Consider the following 15,928-nt stretch of genomic DNA (forward strand, 5'->3'; position numbering starts at 1 on the left):
GTGCGGGCTGGACGCCGGGCCGGGCCGCGCGGACGCCGCCGTCAGCGCCGCTGCTCGGCGGGTGCCCCGGGCCGGTCGATGCCGTCCAGGAGGTCCTGCTCGTAGGCGATGCCCGGACGCACCGGGTAGACACCGGCCGGCACCGGCTCGGGCGTGGTCAGCACCACCGTGGCGGGCAGCTGGACCGGGCCGCGGGTGGAGCGCCAGAGCCGGACGCAGGACAGCAGGGTGGCGGCCAGCAGCAGCAGGTTGCGCAGGCCGAGCACGGTGACGCCCCAGGGCTCGCTGGACAGGATCCGGCTGAACATCAGCGGGAACTCGGCGAGCGTCAGCGGGCAGGCGATCAGGAGCAGCAGCGCCACCGGCCGCTGGCTGGTGCCGTGCACGGTGAGGCAGACGGCGGCGACGCCGATCAGCCAGACCAGGTACTGCGGGCTGATCACCCGGCTGGTCACGGTGAAGATGAGCAGGGCGCACAGCGCCGCGTCGTACATGGTGGCCGCGTTGCGGCGCTTGGCGGTGAAGCGCCACAGCAGCAGCCAGGCGAAGCCCAGCAGGGTGCCGGCCATCATCACCTTGCTGATCACCGGGACCCACGGCCCGAGCATCTCGGGCGAGCCGTAGTTCATGGTGACCTTGCCGTCCCAGGCGCCCGCCAGCCGGGCGAAGTGCAGCGGCAGCGCGCCGAGCGACTCCACCTCGATGCCGCGCTCCTTCTGGAACGCCAGGAAGCCGAAGGCGCCGTTCATCCCGGCGGCGAGCAGGAAGCCCACCGAGACGGCGGTGGCCGCGGCCAGCGTCCAGGAGCGGCGGGTGCGCCGGCCGGAGGGGGTGCCGATCAGGCCGAGCAGCGGCCAGATCTTCACGATCCCGCCCAGGCCGAGCAGCATCCCGCCGATCGCCGGGCGGCGGACCAGGGCCAGCAGTCCGGCCAGCGCGATCGCGGTGACGATGATGTCCAGGCGGTTGTAGACCATCGGGCCGAGCAGCGGCACGGCCACCACCCAGAGCCAGGCGCCGGTGAGCGCGCGGCCGCGGCGCAGGCCGGTGCGCACCAGCAGGGCCGTGGCGGCGACGTCGGCGATCCCGCAGATCACCCAGAAGGAGACCAGGTAGGACCAGGGCAGCAGGCCCGGCAGGAGGATCACCAGGGCGGCGCCGGGCGGGTACTGCCAGGTCACGTCGTCGAACGGGAAGGTGCCGGTCTGCAGCACGCCGTACCAGGCGTGGTAGATCATCCAGACGTCGGCGGTGATGTCCCCGCCGGGCCCCTTCACCACGCCGGTCATCAGCAGCACCAGCACCGTCCGGGTGGCCAGCCAGGTGGCGCCGAGCGCGGCGAGCGCCCCGAGGGGGCGGCCGGGGGCACGGACCGACTCCTGCCGGACGGCCGGCGTCCGGCCGGGGCCGGCGGCGCCGCTGGGTGTACCGGGCTCGGTGGCCGGGGCCAACTCCACTGCGCTCCCTCGTTCGTCTCGGACGTCCCACCGGAGGCGCCGTGCGACGGACGCCCGGGCGGGCGGTGGCGGCCCGGCGCGTGGTCGGCCGGGCCGCCATCGGCCGCCTAGGTTCTAGGACTGACCCGGGGGTGAAACGGTTGCCGTGCGCGGATCCGTTCCCGGCGGGTCATGGTGTTGACCTATCGTACGGATCACCCAGCGGTACACCGAGCACCCCCCGACCGAGCGAGCCGTGGCCTGATGCACAGAACCTTGATCGTCACCAATGACTTCCCGCCCCGCCCCGGCGGCATCCAGGCCTTCGTGCACAACATGGCCGTGCGTCAGCCCGCAGGGAGCGTCGTGGTGTACGCCTCGACCTGGCGGGACGGCAGCGAGGTGGCCCGCTTCGACGCGGAGCAGCCGTTCCCGGTGATCCGCGACCGCACGAAGGTGATGGTTCCCACACCCAGGGTCACCCGGCGGGCGGCCGAGATCCTGCGGGCGGAGAAGTGCGACTCCGTCTGGTTCGGCGCCGCCGCCCCGCTCGGACTGATGGCTCCCGCGCTGCGCCGCGCGGGCGCCGGCCGGCTGCTGGGCATGACGCACGGGCACGAGGCCGCCTGGGCGCAGCTGCCGGCCGCCCGGCAGCTGCTGCGGCGGATCGGTGCGGGCACCGACGTGCTGACCTACCTGGGCGAGTACACCCGCTCCCGGATCGCGGGCGCGGTCGGACCGCAGGCGGCGGCCCGGATGGTGCAGCTGCCGCCGGGCGTGGACGAGACGACCTTCCACCCGGGTTCGGGGGGCGCCGAGGTGCGCCGTCGGCTCGGGCTGGCGGACCGGCCGGTGGTGGTCTGCGTCTCCCGGCTGGTGCCGCGCAAGGGGCAGGACACCCTGATCGAGGCGATGCCGCAGATCCTGGTGGACGTGCCGGACGCGGTGCTGCTGATCGTCGGCGGCGGCCCGTACCGGGCGGACCTGGAGAAGCTGGCCGACGCCCGGGGCGTGCGCTCCGCGGTGCGCTTCACCGGCTCGGTGCCGTGGTCCGAGCTGCCCGCCCACTACGGCGCCGGGGACGTCTTCGCGATGCCCTGCCGCACCCGGCGCGGGGGGCTGGACGTCGAGGGCCTGGGCATCGTCTACCTGGAGGCCTCGGCGACCGGCCTGCCGGTGGTCGCGGGCGACTCCGGAGGTGCGCCGGACGCGGTGCTGGAGGGCGAGACCGGGTACGTGGTGCCGGGCGGCTCGGCCGACGCGGCCGCCGAGCGGACCGTCCGGCTGCTGCGCGACGAGGAGCTGCGGCGGCGGATGGGCGAGGCCGGACGGCGCTGGGTGGAGCGCTCCTGGCGCTGGGACCTGCTGGCCGGGCGGTTGACCTCGCTGCTGGCGGGCTGACACGCGCGCGGGGGCCCGGCTCGTCGAGCCGGGCCCCGCGCGGTACCGCGTCAGCGCTGGTAGATCGCCTCGATGTCGGCGGCGTGGTCCTTCAGCACGACGTTGCGCTTGAGCTTGAGCGAGGGCGTCAGGTGGCCGCTCTCCTCGGAGAACTCGGTGTCCAGCAGGCGGAACTTCTTGACCGCCTCGGCGTGCGAGACCGCCGCGTTGCCGTCGTCCACGGCGGCCTGCAGGGCGGCCAGCAGGTCCGGGTCCTGGCTGAGCTCGGCGACGGTGGCGGTGGCGGGCTTGCCGTTGAGCTCCTTCCACTTCGGGAAGAAGTCCGGGTCGACGGTGATCAGGCAGGCCACGAAGGGCTTGCGGTCGCCGACCACCATGACCTCGCCGACCAGCGCGTGGGCCCGGATCCGGTCCTCGATCACGGCGGGGGCGACGTTCTTGCCGCCGGCCGTGACGATGATCTCCTTCTTGCGGCCGGTGATGGTGAGGTAGCCCTCGGAGTCCAGCGAGCCGAGGTCGCCGGTGGCGATCCAGCCGTCCTTCAGGGTGTCGGCGGTGGCCTGCGGGTTGTTCCAGTAGCCGGTGAAGACGTGCGGGCCCCGGAAGAAGACCTCGCCGTCCTCGGCGATCCGGACGTCGGCGCCGGGCACCGGCTGGCCGACGGTGCCGATCTTCGGCTTGTCCCACGGGTTGAAGGCGGTGGCGGCGCAGGTCTCGGTCAGGCCGTAGCCCTCCAGGACGGTGAAGCCGATGCCCCGGTAGAAGTGCCCGAGCCGCTCGCCGAGCGGCGCGCCGCCGGAGATGGCGTGGGTGGCCCGGCCGCCGAGCGCGGCGCGCAGCTTGCTGTAGACCAGCTTGTCGAAGACCGCGTGCTTGATCCGCAGGACGAGACCCGCGCCGCCGGCGTCCAGCGCCCGGCTGTAGGCGATCGCGGTCTCGGCGGCCTTGTCGAAGATCTTGCCCTTGCCGTCGGCCTGGGCCTTGGCGCGGGCGGTGTTGTAGACCTTCTCGAAGACTCTCGGCACGCCCAGGATCAGGGTCGGCCGGAAGGCGGCCAGCTCGGCGGTGACGTCCTTGATGTCGGAGACGTGGCCGAGCTTGATCGGCGCCATCGCCGGGGCGATCTCGGCGATCCGGCCGAGCACGTGGGCCAGCGGCAGGAACAGCAGGACGGAGCTCTCGCCGGTGCGGAACAGCGGGGCCAGGCGCTCCACCACGTTGCCGCACTCGGCCATGAAGTTGCGGTGCGTCAGCTGGCAGCCCTTCGGGCGGCCGGTGGTGCCGGAGGTGTAGACGATGGTGGCGAGCGAGTCGGCGGTGGCCGTCGAGCGGCGCTCGGTGACGGTCTCGTCGGCGACCTCGCGGCCGGCCTCGGCGAGTGCGGCGACCGCGCCCCGCTCGATCTGCCAGGCGTGCCGCAGCTCCGGCAGCCGGCCGCGGACCTCCTCGACCACCGCGGCGTGCTGGTCGGTCTCGGTGAGAACGGCGACCGCGCCGGAGTCGCCGAGGATCCACTCGACCTGCTCGGCGGAGGAGGTCTCGTACACCGGCACGGTGACGGCCCCGGCCGACCAGATCGCGAAGTCCAGCAGCGTCCACTCGTAGCGGGTCCGGGACATGACGCCGACCCGGTCTCCGGGGCGGATCCCGGCGGCGATCAGGCCCTTCGCGGCCGCCCGCACCTCGACGAGGAACTGTGCGGCGGTCAACTCCTGCCACTGGCCGTCCACCTTGCGGCTGAGGACGGCGACGTCCGGGTGCCGCTCGGCGTTCTGGTGCACGAGGTCGGAGAGGTTACCGCCGCTCGGTACCTGGTAGAGGGCCGGAAGGCTGAAGTCGAGCAAGACTGCTCCTCGTTCGCGACGCTGCGGGACGGCAGGACGTTACTGCCCGGTAGGCAGCTTCGACCAGGGGGGTCGGCTCCGGTGTTCGAAGTGTCACACCCGGGCCGGGTCGGACCAGGCCGTGACCGGGTCGTTCGAATGGCACCCTACGGTAGCCCCGCGGTGACCGGCCGGTAGCCTGCCCCGGCGTCCGCCGACCGGCGCTCCCGCGGGAAAGGGGCGCGGCCGGGCCGATCCCCGGTCGCGATAGCCTGCTCCGGGCGGACCGGATCGATCGCTCGACCGGACCGGCAGGCAGAGGGACGAGGCGGAGGGCCATTCCATGGCGGAGCACACCAGGTCGAGCATCACCATCGACGCGACCCCGGCCACGGTCATGGCCGTGATCGCCGACTTCGCCGCCTACCCGGCCTGGACCGGCGAGGTCAAGGAGATCGAGGTCCTCGAGACCGGCGAGAACGGCCGCGCCGCCAAGGTGCGTCTGCTGCTCGACGCCGGTGCCATCCGCGACGAACACGTCCTCGCCTACACCTGGGACGGCGACCGCGAGGTCGGCTGGACGCTGGTGCGCAGCCAGATGCTCCGCTCGCTGGACGGCTCCTACACGCTCGCCCCGCTCTCCGGCGGCCGTACCGAGGTGACGTACCAGCTCGCCGTGGACGTCAAGATCCCGATGCTCGGCATGATCAAGCGCAAGGCCGAGAAGGTCATCATCGACCGCGCCCTGGCCGGTCTGAAGAAGCGGGTCGAGGACGCCGAGGGCAAGAAGCCCGCGCAGGGCTGACGGCACGGAACGGGGGTCGGACGGCATGACGGCGACGCGCACCATCCTGGTCAGCGGCGACGCGGGCGCGCCCGCGGTGGCCGCGGCCACCGCCCTGCACGCCGCCCGGCGCGGCCACCGCACCTGGCTGCTGGCCGCCGACGACCCGCACCGCTCCCTGGACGGCGTCCTCGGGGTGCGCCTGGACCCGGAACCCGTCGGCTACGAACCGGGTCTGAGCGTCTCCCGGATCGACGAGCAGGCCGCCTTCCGCTACGCCGCCGGGGAGCTGACCGCCCGGCTCAAGCCCGCCCTCGACCTGCTCGGCGCCGAGCAGCTCGACCCCGATGAACTGACCGCCCTGCCGGGCATCGCCCGGATCGCCCTGCTGCGCGCCCTGCCCGCCGCCGACCAGGACGTCCTGGTGGTGCTGGCCCCGCCGCCCGCCGAGCTGATCGCCACCCTCGCCCTGCCCGAGCAGCTCCAGCGCTACCTGGACCGGCTCGTCCCCGAGCAGCGGCAGGCCGCCCGGGCGCTGCGCCCGCTGCTGGCGGGGCTGGCCGGCGTCCCGATGCCCGCCGAGTGGTTGTACGAGGGGCGGACCAAGGCGTCCGCGGTGCTCGCCGAGTCCCGGGCCGCGATCACCGCGCCCGGCACCAGCGTGCGGCTGGTCGTGCCGGCCGACGGCCACCCCTACCGGGAGCTGCGCCGGATCCGGGCCGGGCTGGCCCTGCACGGGCACCGGCCGGACGCGGTCGTGGTGCACGGCGTGCTGCCGGAGACCGCCGCGGACTCGCCGGACCCGTGGCTGGCCGGGCTGGCCCGGCGCCGCCGGGAGGAGCTGGCCGACCTCGCCGCGGCGACGGACGCCCCCGTGCTGACCACCGGACCGGCCGACGCCACCCTGGAGTCGGTCGCCGACCGGCTGTACGGGGACGGGTCCGGGCCGGAGCGGCTCGCCCCGGAGCCCTGGACGGTCGAGGACCGGCTGGCCGAGGAGGGCCTGCTGGTCTGGCACCTGGATCTGCCCGGGGCCGACCGGGCCGACCTGGACCTGGTGCGCCGCGGTGACGAGTTGGTGGTCGGCCTCGGCGCGCACCGCCGGGTGCTGGCGCTGCCGTCGGCGCTGCGCCGCTGCACGGTGGCCGGCGCGGGCCTGCACGACGGGGCGCTCTCGGTGCGGTTCGCGCCCGACCCGGCGCTCTGGCCCCGGGGCTGACACCGCACCCGACGCCGCCCGGCCCCTCGGCGGCCGGTCCGGCTCCCCTTCCGGCACCGCCTCCCCTTCCGGCACCGCCTCCCCTCCCGGCAACGGCCCCGCGACCCGTCCCGACGCCGCCCCGCCCCTGCCGTGCCCCCGCCCTGCCCCGCCTCCCGGCCCGACCCGGCGCCTTCCGGCCGTCGGGTACCGTCGGCCCCGAGGGCCGCGGGGTGCGGCCACGGCTGAGGAGGCGCCCGCGATGACCAGCACCGACGACCGGACCGAGCCCACTGCCGAGCAGGGCGGCCCGCAGGCCCACCCGTTCGGTCCGGAGCTGGGCCCGCTGGTGGACGAGGTGCGCAGGCTCGCCACGGCCGTCGGGCAGAAGGCGCAGGAGGCGAGCGCCGACACCCTCATCACCCTCTCCGGGCTGGCCGACCGGCTGCGCACCCAGCAGCCCGAGGTCTACGGGCACCTCGCCGCCGCGGGCTCCGGACTGGCTGCCGCGGGGTCCGAACTGCTGGCCGCCTACCGCGCCGCCGTGACCGGCCACGAGCACCGCTGGACCGCCGGCGAGAGCGCCCCGACCGAGCGGATCGACCTCGACTCCCCTGACGAGCCGTCCGCCAAGCAGTGAATCCGTAACCTTCGAACGGTGATCGCGTTGCTCTCATGCGTGACGTTACGGGAACTTCGATACGACTTTTGAAGCATGGTGGCCCGGTTGGCCCAGAATTGGCTTCGGTTAATGTATGCGAGGCTGTGTACGGGGGCCGGGTTGGGCGGTACCGTTCCGTCCAGCGGGAACGAGTGAATAGCTGAGGGACACATGGCTCTGACCATCGGCGTCGATGTCGGCGGGACCAAGATCGCGGCAGGCGTGGTCGACGAGGCGGGCGAGATCCTGGCCAGGACCAGGGTGCCCACCCCGGCCGACCCGCAGTGGGCCGTCGATGCCATCGCGCAGGCCGTGCGCGAACTCAAGGAGCAGCACCCCGGCGTGGGCGCGGTCGGCGTCGGTGCCCCCGGCTTCGTGGACAGCGACCGCTCCACGGTGATCTTCGCGCCCAACATCGACTGGGAGAACGAGCCGCTGCGCCAGCGGATCGAGGAGCTCACCGGCCTGGACGCCGCCGTCGAGAACGACGCCAACTGCGCCGCCTGGGCCGAGTTCCGCTTCGGCGCCGCCGCCGACCACCAGGACATGGTGCTGATCACCGTCGGCACCGGCATCGGCGGCGGCATCGTCCTCGACGGCCGCCTGCACCGCGGCCGGTTCGGCGTCGCCGGCGAGATCGGCCACCTCAACATGGTCCCCGACGGCCTGGCCTGCGGGTGCGGCGGCAAGGGCTGCTGGGAGCAGTACGGCTCCGGGCGGGCGCTGCGCCGCTACGGCCGCGAGAAGGCCGCCGCCAACCCGGTGCTCGGCCGGCGGATGCTGGAGCTCAACGACGGCGTCGCCGAGACCATCCGCGGCATCCACATCACCGAGGCCGCCGAGGCCGGCGACCCGCTCGCCCTGGAGTGCTACGCCGAACTGGCCGACTGGCTCGGCCGCGGCATGGCCGACCTCGCCGCCCTCTTCGACCCGGGCGTCTTCGTCCTCGGCGGCGGCGTCTCCGACTCCGGCCGGCTGCTGCTCGACCCGGTCGCCAAGGCCTTCGAGCACTACCTGACCGGTGGCGTGCACCGCCCGCGCGCCGAGGTCGTGCTGGCCTCCATGGGCTCGGCCGCAGGCATCGTCGGCGCCGCCGACCTGGCCCGCACCGTCTGACGCCCGACCCCACCCCGAAGCCCGCCGGCGGCGGTGCGACCGGACCCCGACCAGTTCCCGGACGCGCCGCCGCCGTCGCACGCCCCGGACGGCCCCTGCCGTACGGTCGTCCCAGCGACCGCGACCGGGGAGGACCATGACCACGCCACCGCTGGAACCGCCGCCGGCCGGCCCGCGCCGGCTCAGGCTGCTCAGCTACAACGTCCGCTCCCTGCGGGACGACCGGCGGGCCCTGGCCCGGGTGATCCGGGCCTGCGCACCCGACGTCGTCTGCATCCAGGAGTCACCGCGCTACTGGCGGCCCGAGGGCCAGGCCGCCTGGCTCGCCCGCAGCACCGGCACGGCCGTCCTGGCCGGCGGCGGGCGCACCGCCGCCGGGCCGCTGCTGCTCGGCCGGCCCGGCGCCGTCCGGCTGCTCGGCGTGTACGACCGGCTGCTGCCCAAGACCCGCGGCCTGCACGCCCGCGGCTTCGCCACCGCGCTGCTGCGACTGCCGGACTCGGCCCCGTTCAGCCTGACCAGCTGCCACCTCAGCCTGGACGCCGACGAGCGGTACGGCCAGTTCGAACTGCTCCTCGACCAGCTCCGGATCGCCGAACACGGCATCGTGGCGGGGGACTTCAACGAGCACCCGGACGGCCCCGGCTGGCGGCTGCTGGCCTCGCGGCTGCAGGACGGGCACCCGACCGCGCCCTGGGGCGGCGAGTTCACGTCCGTCCCCGAACGCCCCTACCAGCGGATCGACGCCGTCTTCGCCACCCCGGGGACGACCGTCCTCGGCTGCGGGGTGCCGCACGGGCTCCCCGGCGTCACCGATTCCGACCTGCGCGCCGCGACGGACCACCTGCCGGTGCTCGCGGTGCTGGAACTGCCGGCCGGCCGGGGCCCGTCCGGCTGATCCCGCCGGGCCCGGCGGGCCGGGCTCAGACGACCGCGCCGTGGTCCGGGTCCTCCGGCTCGTCCTCGTCGCGGTCCTTCATCCGGGTGACCAGGGTGACGAAGCCGCCGAGGAACGCGGTGACCCCGACCCAGGCCGGCCAGCCGGAGATCTCCCGCCAGACCACCGCGTCGAACAGCAGCAGGGCGGGGCCGCCGAGCACGGCGAGCCAGGCGAACTTGGCGGTCGTGTCGGCCGGCGGCAGCGGCGGGGGCTCCGGCGGGACGTAGTGGCCCTCGTCGGTCTCCTCGGCCAGCTCGAAGTCGCGCGGGCCGGAGTCCGCCGCCGGCAGCACCGGGCGGCCCGAGCGGGGGCGCGGCTGCGGGGCGAGGTCGGCGAGGTCGTCCGGGTCGGTCCGGGGGCCGACGCCGTCCTTGAAACCGCCCTTCAGATCGCCCTGCGCCCGGAGGTTCTCGACCTCCGGCCAGTCGGGGTTGGTGAGGTCCACCGGGTCGTCGAACTGGGCCACCAGGGCGGCGAAGATCTCGTCCTGCTCGGCCTGGCTGCGCTCGGGGGCGCGCCGGGTGCGGGGCTCCGCCGGCTCGTCGGCCGGTTCGCCGGCCCGCTCCGGGACCGGCCGGTCGACGGCCTTCGCGGTGCCGCCCCCCGCCGCGGTGGGGCCGGAGGGGGCACCGCCGGCGGGCGCACCGTCGACGGGCCCGGCGCTCTGCGCGCCGGCCTCCCCGGTGCCGCCCTCCCCGGTGCTGCCGTCCTTCGTCGCGCCGTCCTCGCGGGGTGCCTCGTCCCCGCCGCCCGCCGTGCTGCTCTCGTGCACTTCCGGCCCTTCAGCCATGGTGATCGTCGGATTCGACCCGGGTGACGCCCGCCGAACGCGCGGGAGCCAGCCGTCGGATGAAGTCCCGGCTGGCCGCGAATATTTCCGGTGCGTCGTGGTCCAGCGTCGCGACGTGGAAACTGCGCTGGCACAGCCGCTCCGTCACGTCGGTCGAGGATATCCGGGCGAGCACCAGGTCGGAGTTGGCCGCGGAGACGACGTGGTCCTGCGGACTGCGGAAGAGCAGCACCGGCTGGGTCACCTGCGGCAGCCGCTGCTGGACGTCCCGCCACAGCCGGGCCAGCGACCACGCGGCGTTCAGCGGCGTCCGGTCGTACCCGAGCTCCGTCACGCCGGGCCGGGCGATGTCGTCGGCGATGCCGGGCACGCTCGGCAGGAGGTGCCGCAGGACCGGCAGCAACACACTGGCGGGGGTGTCCGAGCGCACCGACGGGTTGACCAGGACCAGCCCGGAGACCGTCGCGCCGTGCACCGCGGCCAGCCGCAGCGCCAGCGCACCGCCCATCGACAGGGCGCAGACGAAGACCTGCTCGCACTCGGCGGCGAGCGCCAGCAGCTCGCGCTCCACCTCCGCGTACCAGTCCTCCCACCGGGTGACCTGCATGTCCTGCCAGCGGGTGCCGTGCCCGGGCAGCAGCGGCAGCGAGACGGTGAACCCGGCCGCGGCCAGCTCCTGCGCCCAGGGCCGCATCGACTGCGGGGAGCCGGTGAAGCCGTGGCACAGCAGGACCCCGACCGGTCCGCCCTGGTGGCGGTACGGTTCGACACCGGGCAGCAACGGCATGGCGGGCTCCTTCGCGGGCGGGTGGCGCTGGGGGAGGGGGCGCTGGACGGGAAGCTGCGGAATCCGCATCGTCCCACGCCCCCGGCCGGGACGTACACCCCCGACGGCGGCCCCGTGCCCGGCCGGACCGGCCCCGGCGGCGGCCCGTCGGGGCGGGGCGCGGCGCGGGCGGCGGCCGCGGGGCATTAGGATCGACCGGTCCGCATAACAGGAGGCCCGGGTTGTTCTACCGACTGATGAAGATGATCGTCGCGCCACTGCTTCGGATCTTCTTCCGGCCGTGGATCGAAGGTGAGGAGAACATCCCCACCGAGGGTGCGGCGATCATCGCGAGCAACCACCTGTCCTTCTCGGACTCCTTCTTCTTCCCCGCGCTGATCAGGCGCCGGGTGACCTTCATCGCGAAGGCCGAGTACTTCAACACCCCGGGCCTCAAGGGCCGGCTGACCGCCGCCTTCTTCAAGGGCGTCGGCCAGCTGCCGGTGGACCGCTCCGGCGTGCGCGGCGCCGGCGAGGCCGCGATCCGCAGCGCCATCGCGGTGCTGGACCGCGGCGAGCTGTTCGGCGTCTACCCCGAGGGCACCCGCTCGCCCGACGGCAAGCTCTACCGCGGCAAGGTCGGCGGCCTGGCCCGCGTCGCGCTGGCCACCGGCGCGCCGGTCATCCCGGTCGCCATGATCGACACGGAGAAGGTGCAGCCCCCCGGCCAGGTGGTCCCCAACTTCGGGATCCGTCCCGGCATCCGGATCGGCCGCCCGCTCGACTTCTCCCGCTACCACGGCATGGAGAACGACCGCTTCATCCTCCGTTCGGTGACGGACGAGGTGATGTACGAGATCATGCGGCTCTCCGGCCAGGAGTACGTGGACATCTACGCGACCGCCGCCAAGCGGCAGATCGCGGACGACAAGAAGAAGGCCGACGCCGAGCGCAAGGCGGCCGCCAAGGCCGAGAAGGCCGAGGCCGCGGAGGCGGAGAAGGCCGAGAAGGCGGCGGCCGAGGCCGAGAAGGCCGCCGAGCAGCAGCAGAAGGACACCGGGTCGGCCTGACGCCGCCCGCACGGGCCAGGGGGAGGGCGGACGGATGACGGACGGCGGGAGAACCGGCGCGGCGGTCGGCGGCACGGTCGCGGCCGGGGGCATGTCCGTCGAACTGCCGCTCTGGAAGGCCATCTCCTACTTCCGGCTGCTGGCCCTCGGCTACGCCCTGCTCCGCTACCTCAACTCCTACCTGCACTTCCTGCACCCCGTCGCCGGCTGGATCTTCCTCGGGGCGCTCACCCTCTGGACCCTCGCCAGCACCCGGGCCTTCGCCGGCCCGCAGCGCTGCACCCGGTGGGTGCTCGGCACCGACCTCGCCCTCGCCGTCACCGGCATCGTGATGAGCGGGATGACCGACGACCCGGTCCGGATCAGCCACGGCGCGCCCACCCTGCCGACCATCTGGGCCGCCGGCACGGTGCTCGGCTTCGCCGGCAAGGGGGGCTGGCGCTGGGCCGCCGCCTCCGGCTCGGTGATCGGCGTGGCCAACATCCTCGGCCACGGCGGCCCGACCAGCGACAACATCCACAACATCGTGCTGCTGATGGTGGCCGGCTGCGCCATCGGCTACGTCATCGAACTGGCCCGCGCCAGCGAGGCCACGCTCACCCGGGCGCTCCAGGTCGAGGCCGCCACCCGGGAGCGCGAGCGGCTCTCCCGCGACATCCACGACGGCGTGCTCCAGGTGCTCGCGCTGGTCCAGCGCCGCGGCTCCGAGCTCACCGGGAAGGCCGACGCCGGCGCGGACTTCGCCGAACTCGGCCGGCTGGCCGGTGAGCAGGAGCGCGCCCTGCGGGCGCTGATGACCGGGGGCCCGATCCCCGGACAGCGCGCGCCGCAGTGCGCGGCCGACGAGCCGCAGGACCTCACCGCCCTGCTGCGCCCGTACGCCGACGAACGGATCACGCTCTCCGCCCCCGGCACCCCGGTGCTGCTGCCCGCCCCGGCGGCGGGCGAACTCGCCGCAGCGGTCGGCGCGGCCGTGGACAACGTGCGCCGGCACGCCGGGGAGCCGGCCCGGGCCTGGATCCTGGTGGAGGACGAGCCGGAGGCCGTCACGGTCAGCATCCGTGACGACGGCCCCGGCTTCGCCCCCGGCCGGCTCGGCGAGGCCGAGCGGGCCGGGCGGCTGGGCGTCTCCCAGTCCATCCGCGGCCGGCTGCTGGACCTCGGCGGCACCGCCGAGCTGTACTCGGCGCCCGGGGAGGGCGTCGAGGTGGAACTGCGCGTCCCGAGGAAGGGTTCTGATGACCGATCAGCCGTCGACTGACCGGCCGGTGCGGGTGATGGTCGTGGACGACCACCCGATGTGGCGCGACGCCGTCTCGCGCGACCTCGCGGAGGCCGGACTGGACGTGGTGGCCACCGCGGGCGACGGCGAGGAGGCCGTCCGCCGGGCCCGCGCCTGCACGCCGCAGGTCGTCGTGCTGGACCTCAACCTGCCCGGCCTGTCCGGCGCGGAGGTGTGCCGCCAGGTGGTCGCGGCCGATCCGGCGGTGCGGGTGCTGGTGCTGTCGGCCAGCGGCGAGCACCAGGACGTGCTGGAGGCGGTGAAGTCCGGGGCGACCGGGTACCTGGTGAAGTCGGCCGGGCGGGAGGAGCTGCTGGACGCGGTGCGCCGTACGGCCGTCGGCGACGCCGTGTTCACACCCGGCCTGGCGGGCCTGGTGCTGGGCGAGTTCCGCCGGCTGGCCACCGAGCCGGCCCCCGCCTCCGCCCCGGCCGTCCCGCAGCTGACCGCCCGGGAGACCGAGGTGCTGCGCCTGGTCGCCAAGGGCCTGTCATACCGGCAGATCGCCGACCGGCTGGTGCTGTCGCACCGGACGGTGCAGAACCACGTGCAGAACACGCTCGGCAAGCTGCAGCTGCACAACCGGGTGGAGCTGGTCCGCTACGCGATCGAGCAGGGCCTGGACGACGAGATCTGACGGCCGGCCGCGGGCCGCCCCGAGCGCCCGGCCCGGGACGGCCCGCCGGCCGCCCGCTCAGCGCCGGACGGCCGCCGTTTCGCGCAGCAGGCCCGCCACGATGTCCACGCCGTCGCGGGTCAGCACCGACTCGGGGTGGAACTGGAGGCCCGCGAAGCCCGGTCCGCGCAGGGCGTGCACGTCGCCGGTGACGGCGTCCCGGGCGACCTCGACGCCCTCGGCGGCCAGCCGGGCCGCGTCGGCGTCGGAGCAGCGCGCGGTGAACGCGTTGTAGAAGCCGACCGTCCGCTTGGTGCCGAAGAGGTCGATGCTCTCCTGCGCCCCCTGGTACGGGACGGCCTTGCGGCCCAGGCCCAGTCCGAGCTCGGCGGAGAGCAGCTGGTGGCTGAGGCAGACCGCGAGCAGCGGCGCGCTGCGGGCACCGGAGCGGGCGGCGGCCAGCGCGTCGGCGACGACCGGCCGCAGCAGGGCCATCTTGGGGTCGCCCGCGAGGGCCGGGTCGCCCGGTCCGGGGCCGAGCACCAGCGGGCCGTCGTGCGCCGCGGCGAGCTCGCGCAGCCCCGGCCGGTCGTAGCGCACCACGGTGACCCGGTGGCCGATCGAGGTGAGCAGGTGGGAGAGCATCGCGGTGAAGGTGTCCTCGCCGTCGACGACCAGGGTCGGCGCGGGCTCGGTGACCACCGCCGGGGTCTGCATCCGCAGCCAGAACGGTGCGAGGTCGGCCCGCCGGGCGTCCAGCGCGGCCTGGACCCGGTGGTCGTCGGCCAGCCGGGGGCCGGTGGGGCCGGGCAGTCGGGCGGGGGCGGGCCGGGCGCCGATGGCGGTGAGCACCCCGGCGGCCTTGGCGTGGGTCTCGGCGACCTCGGACTCCGGGACGGAGTGGCGCACCAGCGTGGCGCCGACCCGGACGACCAGGCCGCCGGTGGCCGGGTCGATGTCGGCGGTGCGGATGCAGATCGGGGAGTCGAGCAGCTGCCCGCCGCTGGCGGAGCGGCCGATCAGCGCCAGCGCGCCGGAGTAGTAGCCGCGCCCGCCCGGCTCGTAGCGCTTGATGACCCGGGTGGCGTTCTGCACCGGGCTGCCGGTGACGGTGGCGGCGAACATCGTCTCGCGGAGCACCTCGCGGACGTCCAGCGAGGTGCGCCCGCGCAGCTCGTACTCGGTGTGCGCCAGGTGGGACATCTCCTTGAGGCGGGGTCCGAGCACCTGCCCGCCGAGGTCGCCGACGGTGCACATCATCTTCAGTTCCTCGTCGACGACCATCGTCAACTCCTCCAGCTCCTTGGGGTCGTGGAGGAAGTGGAGCAGCGAGTCGATGTCCGAGCCGCCGGCCGGATAGCGGTACGTCCCCGAGATCGGGTTCATCACGACGGTGCCGCCGCTCTGCCGGACGTGCACCTCCGGGGAGGCGCCGACCAGCACGCGCTCGCCGGTGTGCACCAGGAACGTCCAGTACGCGCCGCGCTCCTGCTCCAGCAGGCGCCGGAACAGGGAGAGGGCGAGCGCGGGGGAGAAGTCCTCGAGCGTGGCGCGGAAGTCGCGCCGGATCACGAAGTTGGCGCCCTCGCCGTTGCCGATCTCGTCCTCGATCACCCGGCGGACGATCGCCGCGTAGGCCTCGTCGTCGACGTCGAACGAGCCGCCGGTGAGGTTCACCGGCAACTGCGGTAGGGCGGAGTTGAATTCGGCCAACGGCAGGGCGAACTGCTCGGTCACCGAGAGGGCCTGCAGCGGGGTGCCGTCATCGTGTGCCTCGAAGCCGCGCTCGCGGATCTGTCGGTACGGGACGAGTGCGAGCAGGTCGTGGACGGGGCCGGCGGCCGGCACGCCGCTGCGGACCGGCAGGTCGGCGAGGTGCGGGTACTCGTCGACGGTGCCCAGCAGCACCTCGACGGTGTCCGGGGCGAGCCGCGGGGTGCGGCGGTGCAGCAGGGCGAAGGCGGGGGCGCCGGGGGAGGTGAGACGGGTGAGCAGATCGGCGGCGGTGGTCACGGGAACGGCTTCCTTCCGGGTGGACTGGCGAG

General features: G+C 74.6%; 14 protein-coding genes. 9 read left to right on the plus strand and 5 right to left on the minus strand.

What is annotated here, in order from left to right; translation table 11 throughout:
• Positions 1–41: 41 nt before the first annotated feature.
• Positions 42–1,457: a glycosyltransferase 87 family protein gene (locus tag ACFYUY_RS06085; protein WP_387898355.1), complete on the minus strand. Its 1,416-nt coding sequence runs from the start codon at positions 1,455–1,457 to the stop codon at positions 42–44.
• Between the two features lie 243 nt (positions 1,458–1,700).
• On the opposite strand from ACFYUY_RS06085, the gene ACFYUY_RS06090 reads away from it, so the two are divergent.
• The gene (locus tag ACFYUY_RS06090; protein ID WP_387898358.1) at positions 1,701–2,837 is read left to right on the plus strand and encodes a glycosyltransferase family 4 protein; all 1,137 of its coding nucleotides are present in this window, start codon (positions 1,701–1,703) and stop codon (positions 2,835–2,837) included.
• A gap of 50 nt (positions 2,838–2,887) precedes the next feature.
• Here ACFYUY_RS06090 and ACFYUY_RS06095 read toward each other — a convergent pair whose 3' ends face one another.
• A complete protein-coding gene (locus ACFYUY_RS06095) occupies positions 2,888–4,681 on the minus strand; it encodes a long-chain fatty acid--CoA ligase (protein ID WP_360207439.1) in 1,794 nt (597 codons plus the stop codon).
• 322 nt (positions 4,682–5,003) lie between these two features.
• Between ACFYUY_RS06095 and ACFYUY_RS06100 the strand changes: the two genes are divergently transcribed.
• From ACFYUY_RS06100 to ACFYUY_RS06120, 5 genes are all read left to right on the plus strand, one after another.
• Positions 5,004–5,465, plus strand: coding sequence for an SRPBCC family protein (locus tag ACFYUY_RS06100; RefSeq protein ID WP_360207436.1), 462 nt, complete (start codon positions 5,004–5,006; stop codon positions 5,463–5,465).
• 25 nt (positions 5,466–5,490) lie between these two features.
• Entirely contained in the window at positions 5,491–6,663 is a 1,173-nt protein-coding gene (locus tag ACFYUY_RS06105) for an ArsA family ATPase (protein WP_387898362.1), read from the plus strand.
• 241 nt (positions 6,664–6,904) lie between these two features.
• Positions 6,905–7,282, plus strand: coding sequence for a DUF5304 family protein (locus ACFYUY_RS06110; RefSeq protein ID WP_360207431.1), 378 nt, complete (start codon positions 6,905–6,907; stop codon positions 7,280–7,282).
• A gap of 192 nt (positions 7,283–7,474) precedes the next feature.
• Positions 7,475–8,419 (plus strand): ROK family glucokinase, encoded by a 945-nt coding sequence (locus ACFYUY_RS06115; RefSeq protein WP_360207429.1) that lies wholly within the window; start codon positions 7,475–7,477, stop codon positions 8,417–8,419.
• A 136-nt stretch (positions 8,420–8,555) separates the two neighbouring features.
• Positions 8,556–9,317 carry an endonuclease/exonuclease/phosphatase family protein gene (locus ACFYUY_RS06120; protein WP_387898365.1) on the plus strand — a complete coding sequence of 254 codons (762 nt, stop codon included), beginning with the start codon at positions 8,556–8,558 and terminating at the stop codon, positions 9,315–9,317.
• Between the two features lie 25 nt (positions 9,318–9,342).
• On the opposite strand, the gene ACFYUY_RS06125 is transcribed toward ACFYUY_RS06120, so the two are convergent.
• Both ACFYUY_RS06125 and ACFYUY_RS06130 read right to left on the minus strand, forming a co-directional pair.
• Positions 9,343–10,131, minus strand: a complete 789-nt coding sequence (locus ACFYUY_RS06125) for a hypothetical protein (RefSeq protein ID WP_387898368.1) — start codon at positions 10,129–10,131, stop codon at positions 9,343–9,345.
• 10 nt (positions 10,132–10,141) lie between these two features.
• Positions 10,142–10,936: an alpha/beta fold hydrolase gene (locus ACFYUY_RS06130; RefSeq protein WP_360207423.1), complete on the minus strand. Its 795-nt coding sequence runs from the start codon at positions 10,934–10,936 to the stop codon at positions 10,142–10,144.
• Between the two features lie 236 nt (positions 10,937–11,172).
• Here ACFYUY_RS06130 and ACFYUY_RS06135 point away from each other — a divergent pair, with 236 nt between their 5' ends.
• From ACFYUY_RS06135 to ACFYUY_RS06145, 3 genes are read left to right on the plus strand one after another with little or no spacing between them, the layout of a single operon-like run.
• Positions 11,173–11,985, plus strand: coding sequence for a lysophospholipid acyltransferase family protein (locus ACFYUY_RS06135; RefSeq protein WP_387898674.1), 813 nt, complete (start codon positions 11,173–11,175; stop codon positions 11,983–11,985).
• Positions 11,986–12,019: 34 nt separating this feature from the next.
• Positions 12,020–13,246 (plus strand): MacS family sensor histidine kinase, encoded by a 1,227-nt coding sequence (gene macS / locus ACFYUY_RS06140; RefSeq protein ID WP_360207417.1) that lies wholly within the window; start codon positions 12,020–12,022, stop codon positions 13,244–13,246.
• Positions 13,224–13,904: a response regulator transcription factor gene (locus ACFYUY_RS06145; RefSeq protein ID WP_360207414.1), complete on the plus strand. Its 681-nt coding sequence runs from the start codon at positions 13,224–13,226 to the stop codon at positions 13,902–13,904. The genes macS and ACFYUY_RS06145 overlap by 23 nt, the downstream gene beginning before the upstream one ends.
• A gap of 57 nt (positions 13,905–13,961) precedes the next feature.
• Here ACFYUY_RS06145 and ACFYUY_RS06150 read toward each other — a convergent pair whose 3' ends face one another.
• Positions 13,962–15,896: an anthranilate synthase family protein gene (locus ACFYUY_RS06150; protein WP_387898371.1), complete on the minus strand. Its 1,935-nt coding sequence runs from the start codon at positions 15,894–15,896 to the stop codon at positions 13,962–13,964.
• Between the last annotated feature and the right edge of the window lie 32 nt (positions 15,897–15,928).

The sequence above is a fragment of the Kitasatospora sp. NPDC004745 genome, from assembly GCF_042873275.1.
Classification (GTDB): domain Bacteria; phylum Actinomycetota; class Actinomycetes; order Streptomycetales; family Streptomycetaceae; genus Kitasatospora.